This window comes from Terrimonas alba (assembly GCF_042434975.1).
Classification (GTDB): domain Bacteria; phylum Bacteroidota; class Bacteroidia; order Chitinophagales; family Chitinophagaceae; genus Terrimonas_B; species Terrimonas_B alba.
Genome location: NZ_JBHMQM010000001.1, coordinates 610,294 through 634,711, shown reverse-complemented (window position 1 = coordinate 634,711; position 24,418 = coordinate 610,294). Strand labels below are relative to the sequence as shown.

Here is a 24,418-nt window from a genome sequence, read left to right as displayed (position 1 = left end):
TAAATAAAACTATTGGCATGATTAAAAATTATTTCAAAGTTGCATTGCGGAACCTATGGAAGAGCAAAGGCTTTTCTGCTATCAATATTTTGGGTTTGGCTATTGGAATGGCCGCCTGTATTGTGATCATGCTTTTTGTTTTCTATGAAAAAAGCTTTGACAGAATGCATACTAAAAATATTTATCGGCTGGATGAAGTACAGAAGTTTGAAGGCATGGTGCAGCCGCAGAATGTAGCTTTATCCATGTACCCGATGGGGCCAACACTAACAGCCGATTTCCCGGAGATAAAAAATTTTACAAGAGTAAGGCAAGCAAACAAACTTGATCTTACATACAAGGACAAACGAATATTTTTTCCAACTATACTTTATGTTGATTCAACTTTTTTTCAATTGTTCGACTTTGTAGTTGTAAAGGGCGATAAAAGATCACTGTTGGAAAAACCTAACAGCATTGCATTAACCGAGAAGAGCGCCAAAAAACTTTTTGGCAACGAAGATCCTATCGGAAAAACAGTAACCAAGTTTGTTGGTGACACCATTACGTTTACCGTCACTGGTATTATGAAAGATGTTGAGGAAAATTCTCACCTGCAATTTGACGGTCTTGCATCCTTCAGCACCATCGCAGGTCCCGACAATATGAACAACTGGGGTGGCAATTGGCTGGTCACTTATCTCGAGTTGCAGCAAGGCACAAACATAGCTGCACTGGAGAAAAAGTTTCCGGCATATCTGAAGAAGTATATGGCGGAAGGCGAGGGGTGGAAGTTTTATGAGCTATTCCTGCAGCCGCTTAGTAAAGTGCATGACGATTCTGCCGATATTACACATGACTATGTCAACTATAAAAAGTTTGATAAAAGATACACATATATTTTCTCCATTATTGCCATCGTCATACTGGTGATTGCCTGCATCAATTTTATGAATCTCTCTACTGCGAGGTCGGCAGAAAGAGCCCGTGAAGTGGGGATACGAAAAACAGTCGGTGCAGGACGTTTCCAATTAGCCGGTCAGTTTTTAGGTGAATCTGTTTTGATTTCTTTGATGGCTTTGATAATTGCCATTTCGATTGTTAAACTTTCTTTGCCTGTAATAAATAATCTTAGCCAGCGCCAACTTGAATTGCCACTTACTGATCTGCCTTTATTGTTATCAATACTTGTTGCAAATATTGTCGTTGGGATATTTGCAGGTTTATATCCCGCCGGTTATCTTTCTTCCTTCAGACCTATTCGTGTATTGAAAGGATCGGTTCAAACTGGAAAAAGTAAAAGTACATTTAGAAATGCTCTTGTTATTGGACAGTTTACCGGAGCGGTATTATTGATAATAGGAACTGTGTTTGCGATAAGGCAGTTGCAGTATATGCAAACGAAAGATCCGGGTTTCAATCGTGACCAGGTAATGGTCATACCACTTAATAGAGTGGCCTCGGGAAAGTATGAAACGTTGAAACAGGAATTATTGACGAACACAATAATAACTGCGGTTACCGCATCGCAGCAAACACTTGGAAATAACCTTCACCAGGCGGGTATGGTATTTCATGGAGAAGGTCCCGCCCGGCAGCTTACTTCATCGCAGGTAGTTGTTGATCCAGATTATCTTACTCTTTATAAAATACCCATTATTGCCGGCAGAAATTTTACAAGAGATGTTACCGATAATGCAAGGGCGTATATTATTAATGAAACAATGGCGAAAGAGCTGTTGAAAGATCAGCCTAAAGCATCGTACGAAACATTGATTGGAAAAAATTATGGTTTCGGAGGAATGGATTCAGCCGGTTTTATTGCAGGTGTGGCTAGGGATTTTAATTTTAATTCACTTCATCATAAGATAGAAACACTCAGTATTTTTTGCCAGAAAGATTGGGGTTACGGCGAAGTGTCTGTTCGTATCAACGGCGCCAAAGTCCAGGATGCAATCAATCATATTTCCTCTTCATGGAAAAAAGTGAATCCTGATCTTCCTTTTGAATATCGTTTCCTTGATGAACATTTTGCAGAAATGTACACTGCAGACCGTGCGGTAAGTAAAGTAGTTGGAATACTCGCAGGGCTGGCTATCCTGATATCCTGTCTTGGTTTGTTTGGACTAGCTTCCTACTCCGCCGAAAGAAGAGTAAAAGAAATTGGTATAAGAAAAGTGTTGGGCGCATCAGTTCAGAATATAACAACGATGTTATCGAAAGATTTTATAAGGTTGGTACTTGTATCCAGTCTCATCGCCTGGCCACTTGCCTGGATAGGGGTTAATCGCTGGCTGCAGGATTTTGCTTATCGTGTGCCGGTAAGCTGGTGGGTGTTTATCGCAGCTGCAGGCATTGCACTGCTGATCGCATTATTTACGGTAAGCTTTCAGGCTATTAAAGCAGCGATTGCAAACCCGGTAAAAAGTTTGAGAACGGAGTGAGTCGTGAGTTAGGAGTCGGGAGTCGTTAGTCATGAGTCGTCCTTAAGCAATGGACATTGAACATCATAAAATAATCTTTAATGGTATGATAAAAAACTATTTCAAAATCGCCTGGCGCAACATGGTAAGGAGCAAAGGCTATAGCGCTATCAACATCGGAGGGCTTGCGGTGGGTATGGCCGTTGCCATGCTGATCGCATTTTGGATCTATGATGAGCTGAACTTTAATAAATATCATAAGAATTACGATCGTATAGCGCAGGTAATGCAACACCAGACCTTCAATGGAACGAAAGTGACCGGCACCGCTATACCATTTCCGTTGACAGCCGCCATACAAAGCAAATATGGAAACGATTTCAAATACCTGGTGATGTCCTCGTGGCAGGGTGATCGTATACTGTCTTCCGGTGATAAGAAGTTAACGGTGGAAGGCAATTTCATGGGGGGCGATGTTGCACGGATGTTAACATTGAATATGATAAAAGGTAATTATGATGCATTAAAAGATCCTCATTCCATCCTTCTTTCCGCATCAATTGCAAAGGCGCTGTTTGGTAATGAAGAAGCGATGAATAAGCTGGTGAAAATTTCAAACACCATTGATGTAAAAGTTACGGGTGTTTATGCAGATCTTCCCCACGCCACCCGGTTCAGCGAACTTCATTTCATTGCTCCCTGGGATTTGTTTGTGTCGTCTGAAAAATGGGTGCAGGAGACCCGCGATCAAAACCAATGGGGTAATAATTCCTTCCAGCTTTTTGCGCAGGTAGCAGATAATGTAGACATCAATAAATTAAATGCGAAGATCATTCACGTAAAGCAAGATGAGGTGCCTGCCGAAGAAAAGAAGTTCAAAGCCGAGATATTCCTTAATTCCATGGCCGACTGGCACCTGCGTTCCAATTGGGAGGAGGGAATAAGAACCGGCGGACCGATCCAGTATGTCTGGATGTTCGGCATCGTGGGGATTTTTGTATTGCTATTAGCTTGTATCAATTTTATGAACCTGGCCACTGCCCGTTCGGAAAAAAGAGCGAGAGAAGTTGGTATCCGCAAAGCTGTCGGTTCTGTCCGTTGGCAAATTATCAAGCAATTTTTTGGAGAGTCGTTGCTGGTAGTGTTATTAGCATTTTTAGTCGCTTGCCTGGTTGTTTATTTATTCTTACCCTGGTTCAACCAGGTTACTACCAAAGAAATGATCTTCCCGTACAATGAAACGTTTTTTTGGATAGCCAGCCTGGCATTTATTTTTCTTACAGCCCTGTTGGCCGGAAGCTACCCGGCGTTTTATTTATCATCGTTCAACCCGGTAAAAGTCTTAAAAGGTACATTCCGCGTAGGACGTTTTGCAGCTGTACCCAGGAAGGTGCTGGTGGTGTTGCAGTTTACTGTTTCCGTTGCGCTGATCATCGGAACTATTCTTGTATACCGGCAAATGCAACATACAAAAAACAGGCCTTTAGGGTATGATAACAAGGGAGTAATCATGATACCGATGAGTTCGCCTGATTTCAATGGTAAGTATGATCAGCTTCGAAATGAGTTAAAAGGAAAAGGGATTGTCACTGAAATGGCAGAATCATCAAGTCCGTTGACACAGATATGGAGCAACTGGGGCGGTTTTACCTGGCCCGGTAAAGATCCGAATACCGATGCTGATTTTTCTGCTATTTGGGTAACGCATGAATATGGAAAAACAGTGGGGTGGCAGTTTACACAGGGCCGCGATTTTTCCCGGGATTTTTCCACAGACTCAGCAGGCTTGGTGATTAATGAAGCAGCGGTGAAATTCATGAACCTTAAGGACCCCATCGGAACAGTGGTGGAAAACGAACAGAACAAGGAAAAATACACTATTGTAGGAGTAGTAAAGGACATGCTGATGGAATCACCCTATGATCCTATACGACAGGCCTTTTATTTTTTGAAGTATAACATGTCTAACTGGATCATTTTGAAACTCGATCCGAAAAAGCCGGTGAAAACTTCACTTGCAGCAATAGAGGCTGTTTTCAAAAAACAAATTCCCGCTGCTCCTTTCGATTACAGGTTTGCCGACGAAGCTTATGGCGAAAAGTTTAAAAGTGAAGAACGGCTAAGCAAGCTGACTGCTTTCTTTGCTATACTGGCCATATTCATTTCCTGCCTGGGTCTTTTTGGTTTAGCATCCTTTGTTGCAGAACAACGTACCAAAGAGATTGGTATAAGAAAAGTGATAGGTGCATCGGTATTTAATCTCTGGAAATTGTTATCCAAAGAATTTTTCTTGTTAGTAATTATCTCCTGTTGTATAGCTGTGCCGGTGGCCTATTATTATATGAATGAATGGTTGCATAACTATAGATACCGTGCCGATATTACCTGGCACGTGTTTGCGCTGGCAATAGGAGGTGCATTAGTAATTACCTTATTAACGGTAAGTTTCCAGGCTTTAAAAGCTGCGATTACCAACCCTGTGAAATCACTCAAAACGGAGTAAGATGATTAAATGCCTCCTTGCCGGCAGGCTTTAATTGGACAAGCAAATCTGGGAAGTCAGAATGAAGAGTTGGGAAATGAATGACAAAAAGAAATATAGAGGGATCGAAGATCTTTTAATGGAGGATAGTTTCCTGGCATGGTATCACAGGACCGATAATAGGGCGATAAAATCATGGGAAGCCTGGATTGCTGCCAGCCCGGAACATCAGCAACTGGCCAATGAAGCTGTGTATTTCCTGGAACTGTTGCTTTCGGTAATCGAAATGAAGGTTACGGAAGATGAGATCACAACTGCAAAAGATCGTTTGTTTCGTGCCATTTCGGAAGAAGATAAACAACATTTGCCATAGTAACTATGAAAAGAAAAAGAAAAGATTATGATAAAAAATTATTTCAAAACTGCCTGGCGAAATTTAGTGAGAAACAAAGTTTTCTCCTTCATTAATATTATTGGTTTAGGTCTTGGCATCGCTGCAAGTTTATTTATTTATCTATGGGTACAGGATGAAAAAAGCAAGGACAATTTTCATGAAAACAGTGAACGTCTTTACCAGGTAATTGTAAGCGATAAAGACAAAAGCGGAGCCCTCACTAATAGTTACGACAATACGCCGGGATTGCTGGCAGATGCTTTGAAGGAACAGGTTCCCGAAATAACAGGGGCCGCCACGGTAATATGGGAAAATGATTTTTTATTTACTGTCGGCGAAAAGATTGGTAAAGAAAAAGGAAGATATGTTGGAACTGATTTTTTTAGTTTGTTCAGTTTCCCATTGCTGGAAGGAAATAAAGCCACAGCTTTATCATCACCGGATAATATTGTGATTTCCCGGAAGATTGCTGACAAATATTTTGGGAAACAAGATCCCATCGGTAAAACTATCCGCATCAATGATAATAGAGATTACCTGGTAAGTGGAATAGTTGCCAACGTTCCGGGAAACTCTACGCTGACATTTGATTTTGTCATGCCCATTCAGCACGGTTTTGAAGAAAGTCATTGGATGATTGATGGCTGGAACCATTTTGGACCGTTCACTTATGGGACGTTACGCAACGATGCTTCTCTGGCCAGCGTAAATGCTAAACTAAAAGACTTTTTATATAAACAGGATAAAGTTCTTAATGATAAGGTGATCTCATTACAATTGTTCAGGGAAAGATATCTCTATTCACGATTCACCAACGGGGTAGCCGACGGAGGCCGTATAGAATATGTTCGGTTGTTTTCCATTATTGCCGTTTTTATTCTGCTCATCGCATGTATCAATTTTATGAATCTCGCTACGGCTCGTTCTGTCAAACGTTCAAGAGAGGTAGGTGTAAGAAAAGTAGCAGGCGCCATGAAGGGCACATTATTCAGGCAGTTCGTGTTTGAAGCAATCATCACCACATTTTTGTCTGTATTAATCGCCATAGCGCTGGTTGTTCTTTTATTGCCATTCTTCAATCGTCTTACAGAAAAAAACGTTTCCTTGCATATCGGTGATCCTTCACTTATCATCAGCTTGTTTTTACTTACATTGATCACAGGATTTATTGCCGGTAGTTATCCGGCATTATTTCTTTCGTCTTTAAAGCCCATTTCCGTTTTGAAGGGAAGTTTGAAGTTTAAAAACGCCGATAAAATTTTTCGCAAAGGTCTGGTTGTTTTTCAATTCACCTTATCAATCGTGTTGATCGTTTGTACAATCGTAGTGTATAAGCAGATGAACTACGTACAGAAAAAAAATCTTGGACTTGACCGTTCCCGGCTTATCTATATGCCTGTCGAAGGTGATCTTGTTAAGAACTATGAAAATTTCAAACTTGAATCGATGTCATCCGGACATATCGAAAACATTTCTTTTTGCGGAACAGAACCAACCAATGTCGGATGGTGGTCACCCGGTATGCAATGGGAAGGAAAGGACCCTGAGGATAAAACACTGTTTGCGCAGGTAGAGGTTAGCTATGACTTTCTGAAGACAATGAAGATTGATCTTGTTGAGGGCAGGGATTTTTCTCCATTGCTTCCTACAGATTCAACCAATTTCATCATAAACGAGGCAGCAGCAAAATACATGAAGATGCAGCATCCTGTTGGGGCTTCGTTTTCTCATGGCAATATGAAGGGAAAAATTATCGGGCTTGTAAAAGATTATCATTTTCGTTCGCTGCACAATGCTATCGCACCAGCGTTTATTAATCTTGCTCCAGGACCCGAAAATGGTATCGCTATTATCCGTACCTGGCCGGATAAAATAAAACAGACGCTGGCAACGATAGAAGCCGTCTCAAAGAAATATAATTCTAAGTATCCCTTTAGCTATTCATTTGTGGATGATGACCTGAAAAGACAATATCATAGCGAGATGATAATAGGACAGCTTTCCGGTGTATTTGCTTTTATTGCCATTTTCATTTCGTGTATGGGACTATTCGGGCTTTCAATGTTCATGGCAGAGCAGCGTAGAAAAGAGATTGGCATCCGGAAAGTAATAGGCGCTTCTGTTTCAGGAATTGTCGGGTTGCTTTCACAAAATTTTTTAGTGCTGGTTGTAATTGCTTTTCTTATTGCATCCCCGGTTGCATGGTGGGCAATGAATAAATGGCTGCAGGATTTTGCTTACAGAACGGATATTGGGTGGACAGTATTTGCGATTACGGCTTTAATCGCTTTGTGCATTGCAATGCTTACCATTAGCTTCCAGGCTGTTAAAGCAGCGATTGCTAATCCGGTGAAATCGTTGCGAACAGAATAAGATTGATTAGATGGTTAGATGGTTTGATGGTTGGATTATTGACCATAATCCCGATGACTATCGGGACAACAAGCAAGCAATAATTTATTAGACATGATAAAAAACTATTTCAAAACTGCCTGGCGGAATTTGACCCGTAACAAAGTTTTTAGCGCATTAAACATTTTTGGCCTGGCAACAGGTATGGCTGTTGCTTTGCTGATTGGCCTTTGGGTATATGACCAATCCTCTTACGATAGTTTTCTTCCCGGCTATCGGCAGGCTTACCAGGTAAAGTATAACTATAACAATGATGGAGACATACGTACACAAAGCGAAGTATGTTTGCCATTAGCAGATGTGCTAAAAAACGACATTCCCGAGGTGGCATGGGTGGCGCCTGCTTTTGGCACGGTAACCAATACCCTCGGGCTGGGTGATAAAAAAGTGCATCCCCGGGGAATAATAGGCGGCGAGGACTTTCTGAAAATATTTCAATTCCCCGCATTTAAAGGCGATGTCGCTGGCGCTTTGAAAGACCCTTATTCCATCGTGCTCACTGAATCAACAGCCAAAGCTTTGTTTGGCAATGAAGATGCCCTCAACAAAATCATCCGTATTGATAATGCTGAAGACCGTAAAGTAACCGCTGTTTTAAAAGACGTTCCCCGCAACTCCAGCTTCCAGTTCGACTATATTACAGCGTTCAGCGCCTTTGCCTCCGGAGGTTGGGTAAAAGCAGCCACCACCAACTGGAATCACAATTTTTTTAGATTATACATTGCCCTTAAACCCAATGCCAGTTACGAGCAGGCAGCATCCAAATCAAAAATGCTTGTAAAAAAGTATGCGCCTGAAATCTATAATACTTTCCACCAACAGCTAACATTGCAACCTTTACAAGACTGGCATTTCTATACCGATTATAAAAATGGAGTTGCGGTTGGCGGACTTATTGATTATGTAAGAATGTTCAGCATTATTGGTTTGCTGGTCTTGATAATTGCCTGCATCAATTTCATGAATCTTTCTACTGCACGGAGTGAAAAAAGAGCAAAAGAAGTAGGGATACGCAAAACAATAGGATCACAGCGAAGTAGCCTGGTCGTACAATTTTTAATTGAATCTCTTGTTATCACATTTGCTGCATTCATGGTTTCGTTGCTGCTGGTGCAAGTATCACTGCCCTGGTTTAACGCACTTACCGGTGCAGCCATCACCATTCCTTTTTCTAACATTGCATTTTGGTTTATTATGCTGGGTTATGTTTTAGTCACCGGTTTACTGGCAGGCAGCAGGCCAGCTTTTTACCTTTCTTCTTTCCAACCCATAAAGGTTTTGAAGGGAGCAATGCAAACGGGCAAGTCGGCTACTTTACCAAGAAAGGCGTTGGTGGTGCTGCAGTTCTCCTGCTCTATAGCGCTGATAATAAGTACCATCATTGTTTATCAGCAGATACAACATGCAAAGGCCCGGCCGAGAGGTTATGACCCTAACCGGCTGCTGGTAACGGAAGGAAATAACTGGTATTATAATGCACTTAAACAGGAAGTATTGCAAACCGGTGTGGTGAGTAGTATGACGAAATCAATGAGCCCTGTCACAGAAATTTATTCACGCAACAACATAGATGACTGGGAGGGAAGGCTGCCTAATGAACCGTTGACCCTGGCCATGAACAGTGTACCCGACACTGATTATTTTAAAACGGTGGGCATGAAAATAAAGGAAGGAAGAAACTTCACCGGCAATTTTGCTGTGGATTCGCTGAGTGTAATACTGAATGAAGCGGCGGTAAAACGCATGCGCTTTAAAGAGCCCATCAACCAAATCATCAACTGGTCATTGTCAAATGCGCCCAATCGCCTGCGGGTAATAGGTGTGGTTAATGACGCTTTAACCAATTCTCCTTTTTCTTCTGCTGAACCAATGATGTTCGTTTATCAACCCGATTGGACGTTCCATATAACATTTCGCTTAGTGCCAACGGTAAGCACGCAGTCTGCGCTGGCAAAGCTGAAACCGATATTTGATAAGTACAGGCCTGATACACCTTTCGAATATCATTTTGTGGATGAAAGCTATGCCGCAAAATTTAATTTAGAAATGCTTATCGGCAAACTGGCAGCATTGTTTTCAGCACTCGCCATTTTTATTTCCTGTCTGGGATTGTTTGGTCTTGCAGCATACATGGCTGAGCAGCGAAAAAAAGAAATCGGCATACGCAAAGTGCTTGGGGCATCCGTATCAGAAGTATGGTTATTGCTTTCAAAGGAATTTATTGTACTTGTCATTATAAGCTGTGTTGTTGCATCGCCCATTGCTTTTTTTTACCTGCAAAATTGGCTACAGCAATATGACTACAGAATTAATATAAATCCGGTTGTGTTTGTTTTGGCTGGTATTGTAGCAATCGTTGTAACAATTATTACGATCAGCTTCCAGGCAATCAAAGCGGCTATTGCGAACCCGGTGAAGTCATTAAGAACTGAATGAATAATGAGTGATGAGTGATGAGTGCACCTACTCATTACTCATCACTGATCACTCATAAAAGAAAGAGTCATGATAAAAAATTATTTCATCATCGCCTGGCGCAATTTGATAAAACAAAGAATGTATTCAGTAATAAAAATTGGCGGTTTTGCATTGAGCATTGCCGCTTGTTTGCTGATTGCGTTGTATATAAAAGATGAATTGAATTATGATAAAAACTGGGCTACGGCCGATCGTATTTACCGGATAACAAGCGAATTCAATAATGAAGGCAAAATTGAAACTAATGCAGACTGGCCTGCGCCCATGGCAAAAGCGTTGAGAGAAGATTTTCCCGAAGTGGAAAGAGCAGGTCGTTTGATGGATGCTCCCCTTTTTGACAAAGCAGGTAGTAACCAGGTGAGACCTGCTGATGTTAAGCAAAACAGTTTTGAAAAAGGATTCAGCTTTGCCGACCAGGACATGCTTGACATACTCCAGGTTCCGATGGTTTATGGCGACAGGACCCGTGCTTTAAGCGAACCACGCACCATGGTTATTTCAAAAAGCAAAGCCGATAAATATTTTCCCAATCAAAATCCTGTTGGGAAAATAATGATCCTGAATAATGATACTAAGAATCCATATAAGGTTGGTGGCGTGATGAAAGATTTCCCTACCACTTCACACCTTCATTATGATTTTTTCCTGACAATGACCGGCCATCAGTTTTGGGATGGCGAACAAGCAACATGGATGGCGAGCAATTATCCGACTTATGTTTTATTGAAACCGGGAGCCGATGTTGCTCAATTTCAGGATAAGCTAAAGCTGATAATGACTAGGTATTATCTTCCTGCTTTAAAAGCGGATGGCATCAAGGAGGCAGAAACTATTATAAAGAATGGAAAACTTTTTGCCCAATCCATAACCGATGTACATCTTTATTCGTCACATATTGATGATCGTCTCGATAAGAGTGATATAAAATTTGTGTGGTTGTTCGGGGCCGTCGCTGTTTTTATTCTCGTTATTGCCTGTATTAATTTTATCAATCTTTCTACAGCAAAATCGGCTAACCGTGCAAAAGAAGTTGGCTTAAGAAAAGTAGTTGGCTCAGATCGTTTCAGCCTCGTTAAACAATTTCTTACTGAGTCATTGTTCTTTAGTGTGCTTTCTTTTGTTTTAGGATTATTGATTGCCGCATTATTACTTCCTTATTTTAATACATTGGCCGGAAAATCATTAACCACTCCCTGGACTGCATGGTGGCTGCTGCCCATAATGATCGGTGCTGCAATTATCATTGGGATAGTTGCAGGTTTGTATCCTTCTTTTTATTTATCCTCCTTTAAACCAATCAGCGTTTTAAAAGGGCAGGTGAGCAGGGGAAGTAAGAACTCAATGTTGCGAAACGGATTGGTTGTATTCCAGTTTACTACTTCTATTATTCTTATCATCGGAACACTCGTTATTTACAACCAAACACATTACTTGCTTAACAGAAAAGTTGGTTTTGACAAAGACCAGGTACTGTTGGTGCAGGGCACAAATACACTTGAAAATAAAATTGAGACCTTCAAAAATGAATTATTGAAATCATCAGAGATAAAAACAGTTTCTATTGGTGATTTTCTTCCTGTTGCCGGAACCAAGCGAAACGGTAATACTTTTTACAAAGAAGGAAAAACGAATGAAGGTATAGGCCTCTTTACTCAAAAATGGGAAGTGGATTATGATTACCTGGAAACAATGGGTATGCATATTGCAGAAGGAAGATATTTTTCAAAAGATATGCCTGATTCGGCTGCCTCTGTTATCAATAAAACGATGGCGGCAAAGCTTGGATTAGAAAACCCCGTTGGCCAGCGCATTGAAAACGGATGGCAAAAATTTACGGTGATAGGCGTGTTGGAAGATTTCAATTTTGAGTCAATGAAGCAAATTGTTACGCCTCTTTGCCTTGTGTTGGGAAAATATAATTCTTCTATTGTTTCTGTAAAGATCAGCGGCGGCAATACCAAAGATGTTATCAGCTATATAGCATCTGTTTGGAAAAGTTTTTCGCCTGATCAGCCTTTCCGCTACACATTTCTCGATGAAAGTTTTGCCAATATGTATGCAGATGTGCAAAGGACCGGAGGCATCTTCACCAGTTTTGCCGTATTGGCAATCATCATTGCCTGTCTTGGTTTATTCGCTTTGTCTGCATTCATGGCTGAGCAGCGAACAAAAGAAATAGGCATACGAAAAGTTTTGGGTGCAAGTGTCAATAGCATCACCGCAATGTTGTCAAAAGATTTTTTAAAACTGATCCTGTTAGCGATGCTGATTGCCTCACCTATTGCATGGTGGGCGATGGTAAAATGGCTGCAGGATTTTGCCTATAGAATTCCTGTTGGCTGGGGCTTTTTTGTAGTAGCGGGAGTCGCTGCTTTGTTCATTGCATTGGTTACCGTGAGTTTTCAGGCGATCAAAGCAGCAATTGCGAACCCGGTGAAAAGTTTACGAACAGAATAAAATAGTTAAAAGGTTTGATGGCTGGATTGTTAAACATTAAACAATAACAATTAAACAATTTTTTATCAATAAACACCTTGTCATGAAAAAAACATTTTTCTTTTTAATGCTTGCATCGCTGGCCGTTTCAGTCAACGCTCAATTTAATGCAGAAAAGACTCCGGTTATTATCAAATCTCTTTCTTCGGAAAATATCAAAAACATATTGTCTGAAACCTCCGGTGGAAATATTTCTGTCGCCGGTGTAAATGCTTCAGAGGCGAGGATTGAAGTATATGCCGTTCCAAATAATTACAAGAAAAATAATCTATCTGAAAGCGAGATTAAGGAGAAAATAGAAGCCGACTATAGGCTGACAATCGATGTGAGCAATAATAAGCTTACAGCTACTGCAAAGCCAAAGGATAAAAAGATGGACTGGAGGAAAGCGCTGAGTTTTTCTTTTAAAATTTATGTTCCGGGAAATGTTGCTGCCAATTTATCAACCAGCGGCGGAAATATTGATCTTACCAATTTGACAGGTGACCAAAAATTTTCTACCAGCGGTGGGAATCTTAATATTGATAACGTGGACGGCAAACTGGACGGAAGAACATCGGGCGGCAATATTTATTTGAAGGATTCAAAATCAAATGATGCTGAACTTACCACAAGTGGCGGAGACATAAATGCAAAAAATTGCGATGGCAAGCTTCGCCTCACCACATCCGGCGGCTCATTGCATCTTAAAGATCTGAAAGGCGATATCAAAGCAATTACCAGCGGAGGCAATGTTGAAGGAAGCAATGTATCGGGTGAATTAGTAACGCATACCAGCGGGGGTAATATTCATCTCGAAGCGCTTTTCTGTAGCCTGGAAACTTCTACCAGTGGCGGCAATATTGATGTGGCAATGAACGAGCCCGGTAAATACGTACGCATAAGCAATTCCGGCGGAAACATTGATCTGGAACTTCCTAAGAGCAAAGGTCTCGAGTTGGAGCTTTCTGCCGATAAGGTCAAAACGGATAAGCTGGAAAACTTCAATGGAAAAATAGAAGATGATAAAGTAGAAGGAAAATTAAACGGAGGCGGGTCATTGGTGAAAGTAAATGCAGGAAGCGGGAGGATTTATTTGAAACTGAAGTAATGAATAATGAGTAGGCTATCAAAGCGGCGATAGCTAATCCTGTAAAATCTTTACGAACAGAGTGAGTAAAGATTTAATCTCGACCGCGGCGTCGGGGTGAAGAGTTTAAGAACCGTGTAAAAAATAGTCATGATAAAGAATTATTTTAAAAGCGCCTTCCGCAACCTTTGGAAAAACAAGGGTATTTCCGCTATCAAAATAGTTGGAATTGAAAAAATGTGGTTGCCGTTTTTTCCGAATGATCTTTTTCAGTATCAATTTCTTGATGATCACATTGCCAGTTTTTACAGGCAGGAGCAAAAAACTTATACAGCTTTCAGGTTATTCTCCATCATTGCTATTCTTATCGGTTATCTTGGGCTGTATGGCCTTGTAACTTTTGCGGCTGCTCAAAGAACAAAGGAAGTAGGCATTCGCAAGGTATTAGGAGCTTCCATGCTGAACATAATTTCTTTATTCGGTAAAGAATTTGTCGTGCTGATTTTTATTGCATTTGTAATAGCTGCTCCGGTTGCATATTATGTTATGCATAGCTGGCTTGAAGGTTTTGCATATAAAATAAATATTGAAGCTGAGATATTCCTGGTAGCCATTGGCGTATCGTTTATTATAGCTGCGATGACAATTGCTTACCAGGCAATCAGAGCGGCGATTGCCAACCCGGTGAAGTCACTCCGAACGGAGTGACGGAATCCCGATGCATATCGGGATGAAGAGCTTGCGAGCGGAGTGGTCAATTCAAAATTATGAATTTGGAATGCTGAATTAAAAACACATAGTATGCTAAAGAATTATTTCAAAATTGCCTGGCGCAATTTGATTAAGAATAAAGTTTCTTCTTTCATCAATATCGGTGGATTAGCGGTGGGCATGACAGTAGCGATATTAATTGCTTTATGGATTTATGATGAATTATCGTTTGATAAATATCATCAAAATTATGATCGCATCGCCCGTGTGGTAAGGCGGGAAACATGGCATGGAGAAACAGGGGAGGGCAATTCTCAACCATTACCGATGGGTACCGCGTTACGTTCTTCTTACGTTGATGATTTTAAACGTGTGGTGATGTCAACCTGGATTGGAGAAAGTATTATTTCATATGGTGATAAGAAATTTACGCAGAAAGGCAATTATATGCAACCTGAAGGACCTGAAATGCTGACCCTGAAAATGCTGAAAGGTAATCGCGATGGACTTAAAGGACCCAATAGTATTTTGCTTTCAGAAACATTGACAAAAAAACTCTTTGACGATGCTGATCCAATTAATAAAATTGTTAAGATAAATAACAACCTGGATGTAAAAGTTACCGGTGTATTTAAGGATTTGCCCAACAATACGGAGTTCAAAGACTTAACTTTTACCGCTCCCTGGGATTTATATGTTTCTTCGAATAAATGGATAAAGGATCAACAAAATAATTGGAGCAATAATTTTCTGCAAATCCTGGTTCAGTTAGCTCCGAATACCAATTTTGAAAAAGTCTCGGCTAAAATAAAAGATTTGAAACTGAACAATGCCGGCAATGAAGAAGCTGTTGGCAAACCGGTTGTGTTTCTTCATCCCATGAGTAAATGGCACCTGTATTCGAAGTTTGAAAACGGATTACCCGTCATGAGTGAGCCATTGAAGTTTGTTTGGTTCTATGGTATCATCGGTGTTTTCGTTTTGATACTGGCATGTATCAATTTTATGAATCTGAGTACGGCCCGTTCCGAAAAACGGGCGAGGGAAGTGGGTATCCGTAAAGCAGTTGGATCAGTACGCCGGCAATTGATCTGGCAATTTTTCAGCGAATCATTATTGGTTGCTGTATTCGCATTTGTGTTGGCACTAATCCAAGTACAACTCATTTTACCGTGGTTCAACCATGTTGCTGGTAAAGAAATTTCCGTTCTGTGGACAAATGTATGGTTTTGGTTAACGGGTATAATCTTTACATTCTTCACGGGCATACTCGCAGGAAGTTATCCAGCCCTTTATTTATCCTCTTTCAATCCTGTTAAAACACTCAAAGGCACTTTCAGGGTTGGGCGTTTTGCGGCTATTCCCCGTAAGGCACTGGTGGTATTACAATTCACCGTTTCCATTGCTTTGATCATAGGAACCATAATTATTTACCGGCAAATTCAATACACCAAAAGCCGGCCCATCGGCTACTCCAACGATGGTTTGTTGATGCTGCAAATGACATCGCCTGATTTTTATGGAAAGTATGATGTATTAAGAAACGAATTAAAAAATACAGGCGTTGTAGCAGAAGTGGCCGAATCAGCAAGCCCTGTTACTGGTATATGGTCAGGCAATGGCGGCTTTGACTGGAAAGGAAAAGACCCGAAGTTGGATGCCAATTTCGGAACGCTTTCTGTCACACATGAATATGGTAAAACAATAGGCTGGCAATTTACAGACGGGAGAGATTTCTCAAGAGAATTTGCAAGCGATTCATCCGGCTTTGTAATAAATGAAGCCGCGGCAAAACTGATGGAGTTAAAAAATCCTGTTGGAGAAATAGTAACATGGAAAAACGAATGGTATAAAAGCGGCAGTTATAAAATTATAGGAGTTGTCAAAGACATGGTGATGGAATCGCCTTACAAAGCTGCTTATCCTACGGTCTTTTTCCTGCAGGGGTATATGAATTGGATATTTATCAAAATAAATCCTGCTACTAGTGTCGGCGAAGCACTGTCAAAAATAGAAGCTGTCTTTAAAAACCTTATTCCATCGGCTCCCTTTGATTACAAATTTGCCAATGATGAATATGCCAAAAAATTTGCTGCCGAGGAACGCATTGCTAAATTGGCCAGCTTCTTTGCTGTATTAGCTATTCTTATCAGTTGCCTGGGATTATTTGGTCTTGCTTCTTTTGTAGCAGAACAACGTATAAAAGAAATAGGTGTCCGCAAAGTATTGGGCGCCTCAGTAGCTGATCTCTGGAGAATGTTGTCGAAAGATTTCGTGGTTTTGGTTATCATCTCTTGTTTCATAGCTGTCCCTATAGCTTATTATTTCCTTCATGAGTGGTTAGAGAAATATGAATACCGCACAGAAATGGCATGGTGGGTTTTTGGAGCGGCTGGTGCAGGGGCATTAATCATTACCTTATTGACGGTGAGTTTTCAAAGTATAAAAGCGGCGTTGTCTAACCCAGTGAAGAGCTTGAGAACGGAGTGATCAATTCAAAATTATTAATTCAGAAGTCTCAATTAAAAACATATAGTATGCTAAAGAACTATTTCAAAATCGCCTGGCGAAACATTAAGCGGCAAAAAGCCTATGCGTCCATTAATATTTTAGGACTGGCCATTGGCATTGCGGCTTGTATTCTCATTCTGCAATACGTATGGTTTGAGCTGAGTTATGAAAATTTTCATGCTAATAAAGATCGTATTTACCGTGTACAGCAAGACAGGTATGATAATGGTAAGTTAAGTACCCAGTGGGCAGCAGGGGCTTATGCTGTGGGTAATTCATTTAAAGAGTCAATACCTGAAATAGAAGATTATGTAAAACTGGTCAATCATGGCCAGGCTGTTACAGAGATCAATAATCAACCGCTGAAAATTGAAAAGGCATTTTTTGCAAGCGGTTCCTTCTTTCGCATATTCACTTATCCATTACTATCAGGGGATGAAAAAACCGCATTAACTGAGCCCTACACTGCAGCGATTTCCGAAACAACGGCACGTACATTATTTGGCAATGTAAATGTGATGGGTAAAACGATTAAGATAAACGGAGGAAAGAACGATTACACTGTTACTGCGGTATTCAAGGATGCACCTGTAAATACGCAGCTTAAACCGAATATCCTTCTTTCATACGCTACGTTTTTGAAATTCCAGGGGCCTGATAATAATCCGGAAACTGCATGGGCATGGGATGGATGCCTTACTTATTTATTATTACGGAAAGGAACCAATCCGGCAGTTGTTGAAACAAAATTTCCACCTATCGTAGAGAAGGGAGTGGGTGAGCTATTAAAAAGATTCAATGCATCTGTTACTTACAGGTTGCAGCCATTAGAAGATATTCATTTGTATTCTCATTATATGAACGAACCGGCCCCGAATGGTGATGGTAAAACAACCTACCTGCTGTTGGGGATTGCATTTTTTATTGCAATTATTGCATGGGTCAACTATATTAATCTTGCCACTGCAAGAGCTGTCAGCAGGGCCAAAGAAGTAGGCATTCGTAAAACGGTTGGCTCGCAAAGAAGGCAGCTCGTGATGCAATTTCTTTCGGAGTCTGCTGTATTAAACGGGATAGCATTAGTGCTTGCCTTATTGATCGTGTTGCTTTCTATTCCCGGTTTTAATAAACTTTCAGGCCAGCAACTTTCTTTTTCATTATTGGGAGAAAGCAGTTTTTGGTTATGTGTAGTGGGATTGTTTGTAGCAGGTGTATTTCTTTCAGGACTATATCCGGCGTTTGTTTTATCAGGATTCAGACCCATTGAAGTGTTAAAGGGAAAAATGACTGCTACAAGGCAAGGCTCCTTGATGAGAAAAAGTTTAGTAGTATTTCAGTTTGCTGCCTCTCTTTTTTTATTGATTGGTACATTGACGGTTTATAAGCAGATACAATACATGCGCAAGCAATCGCTGGGTCTCAATATCGATCAGACACTGGTGGTAAGGCCGCCGGTTGTAGGCATTGATTCTACTTATCTGCAAAGGATGACTGCTTTTAAAGAGTCATTAAAGCAGGAAACTATTATAAAAAGTGCAGCTATTTCAACAAGTATTCCCGGCCAGGCAGTGGATTGGAATGCAGGTGGAATAAAATTAGTAGGTACCGACGAGTCAACACAAAAGCAATATCGTGTGATTGGCGTTGATTATGATTACCTAAAAATGTATGGGTTGAAAGTGATCGCAGGGCGCAGTTTTTCAAAAGACTTTGGCACCGATGATCATGCTGTCATTTTTAACAGGAAAGGTATTGAGCAATTGGGATTCAATAAACCGGAGGAAGCATTGGGAAAAAAAATTGACTTCTGGGGTCAGCAATATACGGTTGTTGGTGTGACGGATAATTTTCACCAGCAATCATTGCGTGAAGCGTATGAACCTTTGATACTTCGGTTGATTCCCGATGTAAGAGGATATTTATCTGTTAAATCTACTGGTTCCCAGGCCAGCCAGGTTATCAGTATGGTGAAAAATAACTGGAACAAATTTTTTCCCGGAAACACTTTCGAATATTTTTATCTCGACGATCATTTTGATGCGCAGTACAAAGCCGATCAGCGTTTCGGGCAGGTATTCGGTTTGTTTACTTCGCTCGCCATATTTGTTGCCTGTCTTGGTTTATTTGGGCTAGCATCGTTCACTACACTTCAGCGAACCAAGGAAATCGGTATACGCAAAGTGTTGGGTTCTTCTGTTCCAGGAATCCTAAAGCTACTTTACCAGGAGTTTGCAGTTCTCCTGGTAGTAGCTTTTTTGATTGCAACACCATTGGCCTGGCTCACCATTTCTAATTGGCTGCAGGGCTATGCCTTTCGTATTAATATACAATGGAGTTATTTTATTATACCGTTTCTGATAATTGTTATCATTGCCTTGTTGACTGTAAGTTTTCAGACGGTGAAAGCAGCAATTGCAAATCCGGTAAAATCACTGAGAACAGAGTGATTTTTCGTGGGACGTGAATCCCGAATAAACAAATTAGACGGCATTAAATCATCGTATCAAAAATTAACTTCTATGTTTAAAAGCTATTTCAAAACAGCATGGCGCAATCTGATGAAGAATAAAGTTTTTTCATTCATCAACATTCTTGGTTTAACCATTGGCATTACTGTTTGTATGATGATTTATTTATTCATCATGAATGAGTTCAGTGTTGATAATTTTCATAAAAATAAAGACCAGGTTTATCGTGTAATGCGTAGCGCAGCTGTGGGTGCTAAATCAATAAATGTTGCTTTTTTATCAGGGCAGCATGCGCCTGCATTGTTAAATGATTTTAAAGGGCAGATTGTAAGCGCTGTTCGTGTAAATCAAAACGATAATCTTTTTACAGTTGGCACAAAATCTTTTCATGAAAAAAAGGAACTGGATGTTGATCCTGGTTTCTTCAGCCTCTTTTCATTTCCATTAATAAAAGGCACACCCGCAACAGTATTAAACGATTTGAACAGTGTTGTGCTGACCGAATCAACTGCTAAAAAATATTTTGGAAGCGTTGATAATGCCATGGGAAATATCATAACACTGAATAAAGAGACGCCGCTGAAAGTTACAGGTATCGCAAAAGATGTTCCTTCTGATTCACACCTGTATTTTGACATCGTTACTTCTCTTGAAAGATACAAAAACGCAGGTTGGATGACTACATGGATAAGCAATGGCGTGTACACCTATATACAGCTTGCTCCAAATGTATCAAAGGCACAGGTTGAAAAACAATTGCCGGCTTTCGTGGAAAAATACCTGGGCAGTGAACTGCGTAAATATGGTTTTAAATGGTCTTTGTCATTAACTCCATTAAAAGACGTTTACTTTGACAATATTGGGCGCGACGATGTAAAGCATGGGGACAAAACAGTTGTTTATATTTTTCTTTCCATTGCAATTCTAATACTGCTTATCGCATGTATCAATTTCATGAATCTTTCAACTATCCGGGCAACAGAGCGTTCAAAAGAAGTGGGCTTACGCAAAGTGTTAGGTGCTTTGCGTAATAATCTTGTTTGGCAGTTTATCGGCGAATCCATTTTGCTTACAACCATTTCATGCATACTTTCTGTTTGTTTGTTGTTGTTGGTAATGCCGTGGTATAATCAATTGTTGGGTTATTCATTAAATGTATCATGGAATACGTTGCCCATTTATTTATTCCTTGTTGGTATTATCATCATTGTTGGATTTTTAGCAGGCAGTTATCCTGCACTCTTCTTATCAGCATTCTCGCCAATACAGGCATTAAAAGGCAAATTAAGACTGGGCAAAGGCGGCGCATCATTCAGGCAGGTATTAGTAGTGATTCAATTCAGCATATCTGTTTTTTTAATTGTTGGCACCATCATCATTACAAAACAAATGAGTTATGTAAAGAATAAGCAACTTGGTTATAACAAAGAGCAAACGGTTATTGTGCCGATTGATAACGGGGACTTCTACAAAAACATGAATTCTTTTAAAACCGAACTGCAAAACCAAACTGCTGTGCAGTCCGTTTCTGCAATGTCCGGGGAGCCCGGTGGTTTTTTTGATGGACAGATGTTTGATGTGGAGGCTCATGCAGAGCGATGGAATGCAAGAACTGAATTTGCCGACTTTGAATTTGTAAAAACACTAGGTTTAAAAATTATTGCAGGCAGGGATTTTTCTTCTCAATTTCCAATCGATACAACTGATGCAGTGCTGATTAACAAAACTGCTGCGACCAAACTTGGATGGACTCCACAGGAAGCTATCGGCAAATGGATATTCAACACCGTTCGCGACAAAAATAAAAGAAGAATTATTGGCGTGGTTGATGATTTCAACTTTCAATCATTAAAGCAAGATATTGATGCGTTAGTGATTTCACCTGCGGAAGATAGAAGGCAGATATTGATAAAGTTAAAACCGGGCAGCTTACAGGCTGGCGTTGAGCTGATAAGACATGCTTACAATAAAGCAGCGCCATCTTATCCATTCGAATACAAATTTTTAGACCAGCAGTTTGATGAGTTATACAAAAAAGATATTCACCAGCAAACTGTATTAACCGTGTTTGCCGTGCTCGCCATTTTTGTTGCTTGCCTTGGTTTATTTGGACTCGCATCTTTTACTGCGACCAAACGCTTTAAAGAAATTGGTGTAAGAAAAGTGTTGGGCTCATCTGTGCAGGGCATTGTTGTATTGTTAGCAAAAGATTTATTGAAACCTGTATTGATAGCAACGTGTATCGCATTGCCCGTTGGTTATTATGCCATGAATAAATGGCTGCAGGATTTCGCTTATAAAACATCGGTAAGCTGGTGGGTTTTTGTTTTGGCTGCACTGGTAACATTTGGTATTGCATTGATAACGGTAAGTGTAAAATCGATAAGAGCCGCTATTGCAAATCCTGCGAGGAGTTTGAGGACAGAATAAAAGGCGCTGTGCGATGTACATCTGTCCGTTTGTACACTTTTAAAATAGAGCCGTGGGAGAGGATTGAAAAGCAAAAAAAATTTGTATTGGTATATGGTTAGCCCAAAAAATCAAAATAAGAAGAGCTCATGATCAAAAATTATTTTAAAACCGCATGGAGAAACCTGCTTCGTAACAAGGCTTTTTCAATTATCAATATTTCTGGATTGGCGCTGGGTCTCACCTGTAGCCTGATGATTATGTTGTGGGTGGAGGATGAGCGTAGCGTGGATAGATTTCATCGTAATGGAAAGCAGTTGTTCCAGGTATACGAACGAAATCATTATGATGGTAAAGTGGATGCAAGTTATACAACGCAGGGGCTGCTGGCGCAGGAATTAAAAAGGGTAGTTCCGGAAGTGCAATATGCGAGTGGCCTTGAATATGCAGCTCCGCCCGGAACGCAAAATAATTTTGAGGCCGGTGCCAAAGTGGGAAAGATGAGCGGCATGTTTGCCGGTGCTGATTTTTTTAAAATGTTTAGTTATCCTTTGTTAACAGGTAAAGCAGAAACCTCGTTGAACGCTCCGCGTGGTATTGCCATTTCACGACGGATGGCCGAATATTTTTTCGGAGGCGTTGACCAGGCGATGGATAAAACAATTCGCTTTGAGAATAAAGAGGATTTGCTGGTGACGGCTGTCTTCGAAAATTTGCCAGCCAATTCCTCGCAGCAATTTGATTTTCTGAGAAGCTGGTCGGATTTTGTGGCACAAAATGACTGGGTAAACAATTGGGGAAATACAAGCCCGGCCACTTTTATACAGCTTCGTGCTGATGCGGATGTATCAAATACCGGAGCGAAAATCAAGGATTTTATCTACCGTTACCAGGAGAAAAGCGCAGGCTTTTACACTGAGCTATTACTGCAATCATATCCTGAAAAATATCTTCACTCTTCTTTCAAAAATGGCTATGTTGATGGTGGGCGCATAGAGTATGTGCGTCTTTTTAGCATTGTCGCCGTCTTTATTTTGCTGATCGCCTGCATCAATTTTATGAATCTTGCGACAGCCCGTTCTGCAAAAAGAGCTAAAGAAGTTGGCGTAAGAAAAGTAATAGGCGCTAAAAGGTCAGCATTGATTATCCAGTTTGCAGGAGAAGCATTATTGCTTACTTTCTTTTCAGTAATGATTGCAATTTTATTGGCTGTTTTGCTTTTACCTGTCTTTAATAATCTTACTGGAAAAAGTTTAGCTGCTCCCGTTGATCAGCCGGTCTTTTATGCAACTATTATTGGATTAATGTTGGTCACCGGTTTGGTGGCAGGTAGCTATCCGGCGTTTTTTCTTTCATCATTAAAACCGGTAAGTGTTTTAAAAGGCAAACTGAAATTCACCTGGTCCTCCATCTTTCTCCGAAAAGGTTTAGTGGTTTTCCAGTTTTCGCTTTCTATTATTCTCATCGTTGGTATGATTATTATTTACCGGCAAATGAAATATGTGCAAACAAAGAATCTTGGTTACAACCGGGACAATCTTATTTATCTGCCTATCGAAGGTGAGTTGCTAAAAAACTATGGCTTATTTAAAGAGCAGGTTGGTAAGGAAGCAAGTATAACAGCCATTTCGAAAATGAGAAATTCGCCAACATTTATTGAACATCACACGGGCAGTATTGAGTGGCCGGGAAAGGATCCCAACCAACGTGTTTCTTTTGCAGATGCTGTAGTAGGCTATGATTTTGTGAGCACCATGAAACTTAAATTAAAAGAAGGCCGTGATTTCTCTAAGGACTTTGGCAACGATTCTACCAGCTTTATATTGAATGAGACTGCCGTGAAAAAAATTGGCTTTAAAGATCCCATTGGTCAACCGGTAGTATGGGGAAACAGGAAGGGAACCGTGATTGGTGTTGTAGAAGATTTTCATTTTAATTCCATGCATGAAGACATTGAACCGCTGATCATCCGGCTTGATGAAAACTGGAACTGGGGTACTATTTTAGTTCGTACCACTGCAGGCGAAACGCATCAGGCTATCGCAAGCCTGGAGAAAATTTGGAAATCATTGAACCCAAAATTTCCTTTTTCATATCAATTTTCAGATGCAGAGTATGTAAAACTTTACAAAAGTGAACAGGTTGTCAGCAAGCTGACGAATATTTTCGCTTTTTTAGCCGTGTTTATCTCTTGTCTCGGATTGTTTGGTCTCGCCACTTTTACTGCAGAGCAGCGGAATAAAGAAATAGGGGTAAGAAAAGTGTTAGGTGCATCGGTTCCCAATATCGTTTCCTTACTTTCTGCCAACTTCTTAAAACCGGTTTTGATTGCTATGCTTATCGCATTTCCGGTTGCCTGGTATAGCATGAATAAGTGGTTAGCTGATTTTGCTTATAAAATAAATATGGAGTGGTGGATGTTTGCTTTGGCTGGCTTGCTGATTCTTGCAATCGCCTTGCTGACGGTTTGTTACCAAAGCATCAAAGCTGCATTGATCAACCCGGTGAAGTCGCTGAGAACGGAGTAAATGGTCGGGAGTCGTTAGTTGGGAGCCGGGAACGATGCTTAACCTTAATCTTAACTTA

Annotated in this window: 12 protein-coding genes; all 12 read left to right on the top strand. The window is 40.5% G+C overall.

What is annotated here, in order from left to right:
* Positions 1-17: 17 nt before the first annotated feature.
* Positions 18-2,423 (top strand): ABC transporter permease, encoded by a 2,406-nt coding sequence (locus ACFEL9_RS02575; RefSeq protein ID WP_385885865.1) that lies wholly within the window; start codon positions 18-20, stop codon positions 2,421-2,423.
* 85 nt (positions 2,424-2,508) lie between these two features.
* Positions 2,509-4,905 (top strand): ABC transporter permease, encoded by a 2,397-nt coding sequence (locus tag ACFEL9_RS02570; protein ID WP_385885863.1) that lies wholly within the window; start codon positions 2,509-2,511, stop codon positions 4,903-4,905.
* A gap of 61 nt (positions 4,906-4,966) precedes the next feature.
* Positions 4,967-5,257 carry a hypothetical protein gene (locus tag ACFEL9_RS02565; RefSeq protein WP_385885862.1) on the top strand — a complete coding sequence of 97 codons (291 nt, stop codon included), beginning with the start codon at positions 4,967-4,969 and terminating at the stop codon, positions 5,255-5,257.
* A 27-nt stretch (positions 5,258-5,284) separates the two neighbouring features.
* Entirely contained in the window at positions 5,285-7,651 is a 2,367-nt protein-coding gene (locus ACFEL9_RS02560; protein WP_385885861.1) for an ABC transporter permease, read from the top strand.
* Positions 7,652-7,744: 93 nt separating this feature from the next.
* Positions 7,745-10,126, top strand: coding sequence for an ABC transporter permease (locus tag ACFEL9_RS02555; protein WP_385885859.1), 2,382 nt, complete (start codon positions 7,745-7,747; stop codon positions 10,124-10,126).
* Between the two features lie 69 nt (positions 10,127-10,195).
* Complete coding sequence (locus tag ACFEL9_RS02550) at positions 10,196-12,625, top strand: ABC transporter permease (RefSeq protein WP_385885857.1); 2,430 nt, start codon at positions 10,196-10,198, stop codon at positions 12,623-12,625.
* Between the two features lie 82 nt (positions 12,626-12,707).
* Positions 12,708-13,754 (top strand): DUF4097 family beta strand repeat-containing protein, encoded by a 1,047-nt coding sequence (locus ACFEL9_RS02545; RefSeq protein ID WP_385885856.1) that lies wholly within the window; start codon positions 12,708-12,710, stop codon positions 13,752-13,754.
* Positions 13,755-13,883: 129 nt separating this feature from the next.
* Positions 13,884-14,441, top strand: a complete 558-nt coding sequence (locus ACFEL9_RS02540) for an ABC transporter permease (RefSeq protein ID WP_385885854.1) — start codon at positions 13,884-13,886, stop codon at positions 14,439-14,441.
* 93 nt (positions 14,442-14,534) lie between these two features.
* Complete coding sequence (locus ACFEL9_RS02535) at positions 14,535-16,934, top strand: ABC transporter permease (RefSeq protein ID WP_385885852.1); 2,400 nt, start codon at positions 14,535-14,537, stop codon at positions 16,932-16,934.
* Between the two features lie 47 nt (positions 16,935-16,981).
* A complete protein-coding gene (locus ACFEL9_RS02530) occupies positions 16,982-19,402 on the top strand; it encodes an ABC transporter permease (RefSeq protein WP_385885850.1) in 2,421 nt (806 codons plus the stop codon).
* Between the two features lie 72 nt (positions 19,403-19,474).
* Positions 19,475-21,853, top strand: coding sequence for an ABC transporter permease (locus ACFEL9_RS02525; RefSeq protein WP_385885848.1), 2,379 nt, complete (start codon positions 19,475-19,477; stop codon positions 21,851-21,853).
* 128 nt (positions 21,854-21,981) lie between these two features.
* Complete coding sequence (locus ACFEL9_RS02520) at positions 21,982-24,360, top strand: ABC transporter permease (protein WP_385885847.1); 2,379 nt, start codon at positions 21,982-21,984, stop codon at positions 24,358-24,360.
* Positions 24,361-24,418: the final 58 nt, after the last annotated feature.